Origin of the sequence: Micromonospora sp. 15K316, assembly GCF_004348525.1 — a bacterium.
In the GTDB taxonomy this organism is placed as follows: domain Bacteria; phylum Actinomycetota; class Actinomycetes; order Mycobacteriales; family Micromonosporaceae; genus Micromonospora.
In genome coordinates this window covers 1-11,152 of record NZ_SMKG01000202.1, presented here as the reverse complement: position 1 = coordinate 11,152, position 11,152 = coordinate 1, and the positions used below count along the sequence as shown (strand labels likewise).

The 11,152-nt window shown below is 70.7% G+C and carries 6 protein-coding genes; 4 read left to right on the top strand and 2 right to left on the bottom strand.

Features of this window, described 5'->3' with window-relative positions; genetic code table 11:
* Together E1211_RS26100 and E1211_RS26095 are read left to right on the top strand one after the other, a co-directional pair.
* Positions 1 to 1,737: glycoside hydrolase family 3 protein (locus tag E1211_RS26100; RefSeq protein WP_132351872.1), on the top strand; the 1,737-nt coding region annotated here is incomplete at its 5' end.
* Between the two features lie 9 nt (positions 1,738 to 1,746).
* Complete coding sequence (locus tag E1211_RS26095; RefSeq protein ID WP_132351870.1) at positions 1,747 to 3,633, top strand: serine hydrolase domain-containing protein; 1,887 nt, start codon at positions 1,747 to 1,749, stop codon at positions 3,631 to 3,633.
* Between the two features lie 33 nt (positions 3,634 to 3,666).
* Here the strand turns inward: E1211_RS26095 and E1211_RS26090 are convergent, their stop codons facing one another.
* Positions 3,667 to 4,296, bottom strand: a complete 630-nt coding sequence (locus tag E1211_RS26090; protein WP_207915515.1) for a dihydrofolate reductase family protein — start codon at positions 4,294 to 4,296, stop codon at positions 3,667 to 3,669.
* Positions 4,297 to 5,041: 745 nt separating this feature from the next.
* On the opposite strand from E1211_RS26090, the gene E1211_RS26085 reads away from it, so the two are divergent.
* Entirely contained in the window at positions 5,042 to 5,560 is a 519-nt protein-coding gene (locus tag E1211_RS26085; RefSeq protein WP_132351866.1) for a winged helix-turn-helix domain-containing protein, read from the top strand.
* A gap of 165 nt (positions 5,561 to 5,725) precedes the next feature.
* On the opposite strand, the gene E1211_RS26080 is transcribed toward E1211_RS26085, so the two are convergent.
* Positions 5,726 to 10,141: a S8 family serine peptidase gene (locus E1211_RS26080; protein ID WP_132351864.1), complete on the bottom strand. Its 4,416-nt coding sequence runs from the start codon at positions 10,139 to 10,141 to the stop codon at positions 5,726 to 5,728.
* A 290-nt stretch (positions 10,142 to 10,431) separates the two neighbouring features.
* On the opposite strand from E1211_RS26080, the gene E1211_RS26075 reads away from it, so the two are divergent.
* Entirely contained in the window at positions 10,432 to 10,992 is a 561-nt protein-coding gene (locus E1211_RS26075; RefSeq protein ID WP_132351862.1) for a winged helix-turn-helix domain-containing protein, read from the top strand.
* The last annotated feature ends 160 nt before the right edge of the window (positions 10,993 to 11,152 follow it).

Below are 11,152 nucleotides of genomic sequence, written 5' to 3'. Positions count from 1 at the left end.
GCCCCACCCGCCCCGGCCTCCGCCGGTGAGCACGGCTGGGTCACCTCGACGCTGCGGCACATGAGCCTCGAACAGAAGGTCGGTCAGCTCTTCGCCACCTACGTCTACGGCGGCGACGCCACCGAGCCCAGCGCCGCCGACCGGGCCGCCAACCTCGCCGCCTTCGGGGTGGAGACCCCGGCCGAGGTGGTCGACGAGTTCCGATTGGGCGGGGTCTGCTACTTCTCCTGGTCGCACAACCTGGACAGCCCCCGCCAGATCGCCACGCTCTCCAACGGCCTGCAACGGGCCGCGCTCGGCGACGGGCGCAAGGGCCGGGTTCCCCTGCTCATCTCCACCGATCAGGAGCAGGGTGTGGTGCTGCGGATGCCCGCGCCCGCCGCGCAGTTCCCCGGGGCGATGGCCCTGGGCGCGGCCCGATCGCCGCTGGCCGCGCGCACCGCGGCGGAGGTGACCGGGCGCGAACTTCGCGCGGTCGGCATCCGGCAGCCGTACGCGCCGATCGCCGACGTCAACGTCAACGCGGCGAACCCGGTGATCGGTGTCCGGTCCTTCGGCGCGGACCCGGCGCTGGTGGCCGAGCTGACCGGGGCGCAGGTCACCGGATTCCAGGACGGCGCCCGGGTGACCGCGGTGGCGAAGCACTTCCCCGGCCACGGCGACACCGCCACCGACAGCCACACCGGCCTGCCCGTGATCAACCACAGCCGGGCGGAGTGGGACCGGATCGACGCGCCGCCGTTCCGGCGAGCGATCCGGGCGGGCGTGGAATCGATCATGACCGCGCACATCGTGGTCCCCGCGCTCGACCCCTCCGGCGACCCGGCCACCCTCTCGCCGCGCATCCTCACCGGCGTGCTCCGCAGCGAGCTCGGCTTCCGCGGCGTCATCGTCACCGACGCGCTCAACATGGCCGCCGTCCGGCAGCGCTACGGCGACGCGCGGGTCCCGGTGCTCGCACTCAAGGCCGGCGCCGACCAGTTGCTCATGCCACCGGACCTGCGGCTGGCGCGGGACGCGGTGCTGCACGCGGTGGCCACCGGCGAGCTGACCGAACAGCGCATCGACGAGTCGGTCCGCCGCATCCTCACCCTGAAACACCGGCAGGGCCTCACCCGTGCCCCCCTGGTCGACGTGGAGAAGGCGGTCCGCACCGTCGGAGCGCCGGCGCACCTCGCCGCCGTCACCCGGGTCACCGACCCGAGCCTCACGGCGGTGCGCAACGACGCCGGGCTGCTGCCCCTGCCCCGGACGGACCGGTCGGTGCTGGTCACCGGCTGGAACACCGCCGCCTTCACCCCGATCGAGACCGTCGCCGCCGGATTCACGGCACGCGGGGCCCGAGCCACCGCGCGACCCGCCACCCTGCCGTCCGACGCGGTGATCGCCGCGACCGCCGCCGAGGCGGCCGGGCACGATCTCACCGTCGTGCTGGTGAACAAGGCGTGGGACACCACTGTCACCGATCCGCGGGCCAGCCAGCAGCGCCTCGTCGCGGCGCTGCTCGCCACCGGCAAGCCGGTCGTCGTGGTGGCCGTCCGCGACCCGTACGACGTGGCGTACCTGCCCGGGGTCGACACCTACCTGGCCACGTACTCGTACACCCGAGCGGCGATGGACGCGCTGGTCCGTGCGCTGCACGGCGAGCTTTCCCCGCGGGGACGGCTGCCCGTGACGATTCCGACGGCCGACGGGTCGGCTGTGCTGCACCCGTACGGCCACGGGCTGACCTGGTAGGAGGGGACCATGGCGCACAGGAGATCCGGAGCCGGTCGGCTGCGCACCATCACACTCGGCCTGGCGGTGGCCGTGACGACGGCCGCGCTGCCGTCCCACGCCGCCACCGCCGCGCCGGGCACCGGTGACGGGACGGCGCACCAGGAATCCGTCTCCCCACTCGGATCCGCCGGTACGTCCGCGCTCGCCCGGCCACCGGTCGGGTCCGAGCCGCCCACCGTGACACCCAGCGACATCCGGTTCCGGCACGACACGCTTCGGCGCGGCACCGCGCGCGAGGTCGGCCTCTCCCCCGGACAGGTGGGACGCATCCCGGACGACCTGGCGGCGTACCTGGAACCGACGCCCGATCACCCCGGGCACCCCACGTACGCCGGTGCCGTGGCGCTGGCGGCGAAGGACGGCGTCATCGTGCAGCACACGGCGGTGGGCACGGCGGTGCGCTACGGCGCGGTGGGCGCGCCGCCGGAGCTGGCCGGCGTGGAGCTCCCCGCCGACCAGCAGATCCCGATGCGGCAGGACACGATCTTCGACCTGGCGTCGGTGTCGAAGCTGTTCACCACGATCGTGGTCATGCAGCAAATCGAGCGGGGGCGGGTGTCGCTGGACGCGCCGGTCGCCCGCTACGTCCCCGAGTTCGCGGCCGGCGGCAAGGCCGAGGTGAGCGTACGGATGCTGCTCACCCACACGTCCGGACTGCCCGCGTTCGCGCCGCTGTGGAGCAGCTACCCGACGCCGGCCGAGCGGCTCGCCGCCGCCCTCGCCACGCCGCTCGCCGCCGGGGCGACGCCCGGCAGCCGGTACGTCTACTCCGACCTCGGGCTGATCGCGCTGGGCGTGCTGGCCGAACGGGTCACCGGCCGTCCGCTGGCCGACCTGGTCCGCGACGGTGTCACCGCTCCCCTGCGCATGACCGACACCGGCTACAACCCGGCGCCGCAGCTACGCTCCCGGATCGCCGCCACCGAGTACCAGCCGTACGCCGGACGCGGCATGGTCTGGGGTGAGGTGCACGACGAGAACGCCTGGTCGCTCGGCGGGGTGGCCGGGCACGCGGGAGTCTTCTCGACCGCGGCGGACCTGGCCGTGCTGTGCCAGTCGCTGCTCAACGGCGGCGAGTACCGCGGCCGGCGGATCCTGCGACCGGAGACGGTGCGCGCCATGCTGGTCAACTACAACGCCGGGCTCGAAACGGCCTATCCCGAGAGCGACCGCGGGCTCGGCTTCGAGCTCGACAAGCACTGGTACATGATGGGCCTCTCCTCTCCCGTCACGTTCGGGCACACCGGTTTCACCGGCACGTCCCTGGTGGTGGACCCGCTCTCCCACTCCTTCGTGATCCTGCTCAGCAACCGGGTGCATCCCGACCGGGGCTGGGGCAGCAACAACGTGGCCCGCCGGGCCGTGGCACGCGACTTCGCGGAGGCGATGCCGGTGCGGCCCCGAACGTCCGAGGCGTGGCGTGCGGATCCGCGGGACGCCGCGACCGTCACGTTGACCGCGCCGCTGCGCCGGCCGGCGCGCGGCGGCACGGCGAACTTCCTGTTCTGGTACGACACCGAGCCACGCTTCGACAGCGTGCGGGTCGAGGTCTCCACCGACGGCGGCGCCACCTGGGAACCGCTCCGCCTGGTGCTGAGCCAGGGCGGCAGGCGCTGGAGCAGCGACGGCACCGTCTCCGGCTACGGCGGCCGGGTGTGGTGGCAGGTCAGTGCCGAGCTGCCCGAACGCGCCACCCACCTGCGCTGGAGCAGCAGCACCGACGTCTCCAGCCAGGGCCGAGGCGTCTACGTCGACCGGATCATCGCGGCGGACCGGGACGGACTGCTGCTGCACAGTGAGGGCCGCGACGCCGGGCGGCTCGTCGCCGACGGATGGTCGTCGGCGCGTAGCTGAGCCGGGCAGGGGTGCGGGCTCCGCGCGTCGTCGTCAGTGGGCGGAGCCCTGCCGTGCCCGGGCCAGGTGGCGCTTGGCCTCTGCGTAGCCGGCCGGCGCGGCCGGCTCGGACGGCGCGTAGACGAGGTTCAGCACTCCGGTGCTGAACGCCTGCGACGTGAGCAACGTGAGCGGGATCGAGGGCTCGCCCTCGTCGAAGAGCCGCATCCCGTGGCGTACGGCGATCGGGTGGACCAGCAGGTGCAGTTCGTCCAGGAGGCCGGCGGCCAGGAGCTGGCGGACGACGGAGACGGAGCCGCTCATGCCGATGTGCCCGCTCCCGGGTGACCGCTTCAACGCGGTGACCGCCTCGACGAGGTCCCCCGCCAGCTGCTCGGAGTTGCGCCAGCCGAACTCGAGCCGCCGGCTCGACACCACCACCTTGCGGATGTCACCGAGCGTCTTGGCGAATTCGGCGTCCTCGCCGCCGGCCGCTTCGCGCTCCGGCCAGGCACCCGCGAAGCTGTCGTACGTCTTGCGGCCGAAGAGCATGGTGTCGGCGCCGGCGAGAGTGGTGCCGACGGCCGCCCCCATCTCGTCGTTGTAGTACGGGAAGTGCCACTGGTCGGGCGCCTCCACGACACCGTCGAGCGCGATGAACAAGCCGGCGACGATCTTCTTCACGATGCTCCCCCCGGCCGGGGCGATGCCCGGTCGCTCTCCGCGCGCCCGCGTGGCGCGTCCCCTCAGTCGGATCGATCGTGGTCAGACTAGGGGGTGGGGCCGCCGTCCGGTGGTCTCCACGCCGTGGGCGTCGGGACGATCGCGATGCGCCGGCGGACGATCGGCGGACGGCTCCGGGCGCCGGTGTCCTGACGAGGCGGCCGGTTCGCCGGCCGCTCCCGGTGGACGCACCGGGCGCGATCGCTCCAGCAGCGTCAATACCTCGACCAATCACCGCCCTATCGGTAGGCGCCGAAAAATGGATGGCACGCCTGCCGACATGGCGATCCCGGTCAACTGCGGGACGCCGACCTTCGTCCGCGTTCAACCGATTATTAACTCGGCGGCCCAGTCAAGGACCGACGCCTGGGTGGAGAATGCGAATGTGCCCGATCCCGGAAATTCGGCCCGCCGCGGCGGGCGAGCGTTGTCGGGAAGCTGACGTACTGGCAGGTAGCCCCATGCGACGCCCCCAGACCAGCCATAACCGGGCGATAAAGGGAAAAGGGTTCCTGTCAAAACTCGGTCACCTTGTCATGAACATGACAACGCCGAGTTCGCGGGCCCTGAGCACCAATTTATAAGTGCCGACGTGCAAATATTCTTAACCGTACCGAGATAAAGCCCGGCTAAGGTCACTGCGCAGATTGACCTGCGTCAACAGAAACCATCCGGGTATCAGTGGGGAACCGGAAGAGGTGCGGAAATGCGGGGGATCCCGGTTGCATCCATGGTCATAGGTATTGCTTCCTCGCCGGCGGCGCGCCGGCAGCTCGCGCAACTGCTCGGCGGCACGGAGGCGTTCCTGATCGTCTCGAGCGTCGACCAGGCGCGGGAGTTTCTCGGCGCGGCCGAGACACCGACCGCCGAGACGACCGTTGAAACGATGCAAGCCATGACGGTGGACGTCGCGCCCGCGACGGTGCCGCCACCGGCGACGCCGGCCCTGGTCGTCGACTCGGACCGGCGGGTGGCGCGCTGGCTCGATCGCGAGATCGAGTTGACACGCCTGGAGCACGACCTTCTGCTCTGCCTGATGGGCGCGCCCGGACGGGTCTGGACCTATGAGCGGCTGCATCTCAAGGTCTGGGGCAACAAGCACCTCGGGCGCGGCTCCGACATGCACTCGGTGGTGCGCAGGATACGGCGCAAGCTCGCCACCCTGGACGCCTCGGCGACGATCGACTCCGTCCGCGGGGTGGGCTTCCGGCTCGCGTCCGCCTGACTCGGGGGGCCGCAGGGTCCACGAGCCTCGGCCTCGACAGCCGCACCGGCGCAGCGGCGCAGCGGTGCGCTCGGGCGACCAGCGAACAGCGACGGGCGTCGCGGGAAAGGGTCCGGCCCGCCTGGTGACCAGGCGGGCCGGACGTCGTGCGTCAGCGCTCAGGCGTCAGCACTTGGTGGGAGACAGTGCGAAGTCCTCCACGGTGGGGGTGGTGGTGTTGATCTTCGTCGTACGGGTCTGGGGCTTCCAGCCGTCCTTGGCGACGATCATGGTCAGCGGGTTGTTCCGCCTGTCGAGCCAGTAGGCGTACTTACCCTCAGCGTTGGTGGAGAGGGTGAGCGAGCTCGCCCACGAGTCGACCTGGACAGTCACCCCGTTCAGCGGAGCACCGCCGCCCTGGCAGCTGTTCCCGGTGACCGTACCCATCAGCTTGCCCCAGGTCTTCGGGGCCTTCGCGTTCATCGCCACGGTCACCGGAGCCACCGTGTACGGGGTGTTCTCCTTGATGGTGACCTGACCGGTGTAGGTGCCCGGCTGGTCGACGTTCGCCGTCATCCCGACGGTGACCGTGACCTTCTCGCCCGGCGCCAGCGTGACCTCGGACTTGTCGATCGTCAGCCAGCTGACGTCGGCGCCGCCGACGGCGCACTCCTCGAAGCCGGGGAGCACCTCGCTCTCCCGGGTGGAGGTGAAGCCACCGGACGAGCCACCGACCTTGTAGAAGCCGCACGCCGCACCACCGCGGTACCGCGGAGCGTTGGCGTTCGGCAGGTTCGACCACGACTCGGTGCCCGGGTCGTAGGCGAAACCGGCGTTGGTGACGGCGCCGCCCTGGACACCACCGACGACCAGCAGCTTGCCGTTGGCGACAGCGAACGAGCTGGCCCACTGGTCGGCCGGCGCGTCAGCGATCGGGCTCCAGGTGTTGGCGCCCGGGTCGAAGGCGTAGCTGGTCTTGTAGGCGCTGGCACCGTCGTTGCCGCCGGTGCAGTAGATCACGCCGTCGATCCCGCCGCAGGAGGCGAACGCCACCGACTTCGGGTACTCGGGCAGGGTCTCCCAGCTGTCGCCGCCCGGGTCGTACCGGACCACACTGCTCGACATCGGCGTGCAGGCCGAGGTGGTGCAGCCACCGATGGCGTAGAGCTTGCCGTCGACGATCGCCTGAGCCGCCCCGGCACGCGGCGCGGGGTTGTCGGCCAGCTGGGTCCAGGCGTCGGCGCCCGGGTCGTACGCCCACGTGGTGCCGGACGGGCCGGCAGCCGCCCAGCCGCCGGTCGCGATGATCTTCCCGTCGAGGACGCCCACCGTCATGGCGTTGCGCGCCTCGGGAAGATCGGCGATCGCCGACCAGGCCTGAGCGATCGGGTCGTACGCGTAGTTCTTCGTGGTGGACGCCGAGCCGTCACCACCACCGATCGAGTAGACCTTGCCGTCGAGGTTCACCACCCGGTTGTCCATGATGTTCGCCGGGTAGGCGGGCAGGTTCGTCCACGGGTCGGCCTGGGGGCCGGCCGCGGTGGCCGCCGTCGACGACTTGCCGGAGGCCGTGGCGGCGAACGAGGTCGCCACCTTCAGCCGCTGCTCGGGCGCACCCTCGGCGCCGAGCATCTGCTGCCGGCTCACCCGCGACCCGTCGGCCTTGAGGAGCTCGAAGCCGGCGTCACGCTCACCGAAACCGACCTCGACCGGCGCCCCGCCGGTGTTGGTCACGGTGAACGTCTTGCTGGTCTTGCCGCTGGGCATCTGGACGTTGGCGCTCAGCGTGCCCGGGGTGACGGCGAGCTGACCGGCCTTGAGCTGGAAGCTCGCGGCGGTCGCCCAGTCGGCCTGGACGTCGACGTTCTTGCTCTGGCTGACGTAGTTGCCGGCCGTCGCGGTGAACTTGTGGGTGCCGGTCAGCGAGGAGAACATCCAGTAGAAGCCGTCCTCGAGCCCGGTGTCGTCCGGAGTCGCCACCGTGGTGGCCTTCTCCGCCGGCTTGTCGACGCTGGTGACCGTGGCACCGTTGACGTAGCCGCTGGTGTTCTTGTCACGCACGTGGCCGAAGACCAGCGCGCCGTCGACCGGCTCGCAGGTGACCTCGCTGCCGATCAGCACGTTGTCGACCTGCCACCACCACTCGTACGAGGCCTCGTAGTAGTGGAACCGCACCCGGACCTGCGACTGACCCGCGGCCTGCGGGATCGCCACCTCGGTGACCCGCGGGCCGCCGACGTCCTCCTTCTGGCGGAGCACGTTCGTCCAGGTCGTGCCGCCGTCGACGCTGAGGTCGACGTCGGCGGTCTCCGGCCCGAGCCAGTTGAAGTCCTGGTTGAACCGGATGACCGGAGCGGTGACGTCGCTCAGGTCGACGACCGGGCTGACGAGCGAGGTGTCCTGCTGCCCGCTGCCGCCGTAGCGGTCGCTGTCGACGATGGCGAAGCCCCCGCTGCCACCGGTCAGGTTGCCCCGGTTGGCCTCGTCGGTGAACTTCCAGACCTGGCCGTTGCCCAGGTGGTCGACGACCTCCCAGCCGCTCGGCGTGCCCGTACCGGTGAAGGTCTCGAACTCACCGTCGGAGCCGTAGGTGTAGCCGGGCGCCGTCTCGCAGGCGTCCGACTTCGCCGGCACGGCGACGTTGGCGGTGACGTTGCGCGCGGCGACGACGACCTCCTTCGTCACCGTCTCGTAGCCCGGGTACACCGACTCGACCTTCAGGCTGTAGGTCGACCCGGCCGGGACCTTGAGGGTGTAGCGGCCGTTGGCGGGCGCGGTGTAGTCGGACAGACCCGAGGCGCCCACGACCGTCACCTTGGCGTAGAGCGGCCAGCCGTGGCCGGAGCCGTCGGTGACCGTACCGCTGATGTTGACGCTGGGCACGGCGTCGAGCGCGACGTTGAGCGTGGTGGTCGCGTTCGGGGTGATCGTCACCGTGACCGTCTTCTGGCCGTAGCCGAACGCCGAGACGACGGCCTGGTAGTCACCGACCGGGAGCAGGGACGAGAACTTCCCGTCCGCGCCGGTGGTGAGCTGCCGGTCGGCCGGGCCGCTCAGGACGACGGAGGCACCCGGGAGCGGAGCACCGCTGGCCGCGTCGGTGACGGTGCCGGACACGGTGCCGGTGTCGCCGATCGGCGCGCTGTTGAGCAGCGCGAGCGCGTCGAGGCGACCCTCGCCCCAGACGTTGTTGTCGTCGGCGGTGCCACCGCACTGCGCGTCGTTGGTGTCGACAGCGGTGTTGTCGAGCAGCCCGCGGGTCGCGTCGACCTCACCGACCAGGCCCGGCGCCGCCGACCAGAGCAGCGCGATCGCGCCCGCGAGGTGCGGGGCCGCCATCGACGTGCCGCTGATGCTGGCGTACCCGTTGCCCGGCACGCTGGACCGGACGTTCACGCCGGGGGCCGAGATGTTCGGCTTGATCCCGCCGTTCTGCCCCGGGCCACGCGCCGAGAAGCCGGCGATGTTGTTGTTGATGTCGTACGCGCCGGCGGAGTAGTTGCTCTCCAGGCTGCCCGGGGAGCCGCTGCTCTGGCAGCTGGGGCCGCTGTTGCCGTTGGAGAAGACGCCGAAGATGCCGGACGCCTTCCAGGCCAGCGTCACGTCCTCCATGAACGGGTCGTTCGACGGGAGGACCGTGCCCCACGAGTTGTTGACGATGTTCGGCCGCTTGGTGACGTCGCCGTTCTGGCCGTTCAGGTCGGTCGGCTCGAGCATCCACTGACCGGAGTTGATCAGCGCGGCGTCGCTGGGGCAGCAGCCGTTCGCAGCGATCCACTTGACGCCGGGCGCGACACCGATCTGGTTCGCCCCGCCGTCGGAGCCGGCCATCGTGCCCATGGTGTGGCTGCCGTGGCCGTCGCCGTCGCAGGGGGCGGTCGGGCAGGCGCCGGCCGCGTCGAACCAGTTGTAGTTGTGGTCGAAGGTGCCGTCGCCGTTGTTGCCCCGGTAGGAGCCCACCAGCGCCGGGTGGTCGAACTGGACGCCGGTGTCGATGTTGGCGATCGTGATGCCCTCACCGGTGACGCCGTACTGGGACCAGACGTCGTCGGCGTTGATGTTGGCGATGCCCCACTCGATGGCGTTGACGGCCTTCTCGCTGTCGCCCTTGGTGGTCTTGGGGATCTCGTAGGTGACCGGCGCGTAGAGGGCCTCGACCTCGGCGTGCGCGGCCATCTTCTGCGCCAGCCCGAGCGAGCCGCCACTCACCCGGATCGCGTTGGTCGCCCAGAAGGTCTGGTACTTCGCGCCCGTGCTGTTCAGCTCGGCCTTGACCTTGGACTGGCTCTCCTCGGCGGTCTTCTTCAGCGCGGCCACCACGTCGGCGCCCCGCTTGTTCCAGTCCTTGTTCTTGCTGGCCTGGCCCAGGTCCGCCCGGTTCTTGAAGCGGATCCAGAAGTCACTCTCGGCCTTGCCCTCGAGCTGCTTCGTGAGTTCCGGACGGATCTTGTCCGCCGGGGAGGGCGCGCCGGCGCCGAAGCCGCCCGAAGCGGCCTGGGCGCCCGATCCTGTGGCGGCGAGGGCGGTGGCGACGAGGACCGTCGCCGCGCCCGCGCTCACCAGGGATCTGGCGACGCTCGTCCAATGTGGACGTCTAAACATTCGGTGCTGCCTCCTTCAGGACGACCCAGGGGGTTGAATGGGCCATGGTGAAGGTGCAGGCGATCGTCTCCCGTTGGATACCGGTTCGGACGATCCCCTCCAAGCCCCCCCATGCACCGCGCGGGTCACGCCGGTTGCCCGGTTGGACACTATGATCGAGATGAAAGGACGATCAAGCACGTGCGGTGAGCAAGTTGTCACTAACAGCTTGCTGACCAGGGTTTGACGATTGCCGATAACTGTCACGATCAAGATCGATGCGGGCAGGGAGCTGCCCGGCATCTTCGCGGATGGATGCGGTGACCGAGGTCGACGAGAGCACTGTGCCGGACGGGCCCGATCCGGCCGAAGAGCTGTATCCGCTGGTCATCGCGGTGACGCCGTCGCCCGCCGAGCGACTGCGACTGGCGGAACGCCTCGACGGCATCGCGCCCCTGCTACTGGTGGCCGACTTCGACGAGCTGCGTCGACTGATCGCCGTGCCGGGCCAACTACCCGCGTCGGCGCCGGCGCCACCACCCCCCGGGCTGGAGCCGGCCGGTGACGCGCTGCTGATCGACTCGCCCCGGTCCGCCGCGCGCTACGGCGGACAGGAGATCTCCCTGACCCGCCTTGAGCACGATCTGCTGATCTGCCTCACCGCCGAGCCGCTGCGGGTGTGGAGCTACGCCGAACTGCACCGGTCGGTCTGGCGCAACGACGGCCAGGACCGCAAGGCGGACGTGCAGTCACTGGTCAAACGGCTGCGGCGCAAGCTCGGCGAGCTCGGCACCGGGATCACCATCGACGCGGTTCGCGGTGTCGGCCTGCGACTCACCGACCACCGGCAACCGCGGGTCGGTGGCGGCTGACGCTGCCTGTTTTGGGCAGAGTCCGCCCCGGCCCGCAGCCGGAAGACGTCGCGGCACCGCGCCGACGCCCCCCGCCGACGCTTCCGGAGATTGATATCGATAAGTTCACATGTAATGATTAACACAGTTAACAGTTCGATCCGCCGCCCCGGCCGAGCGC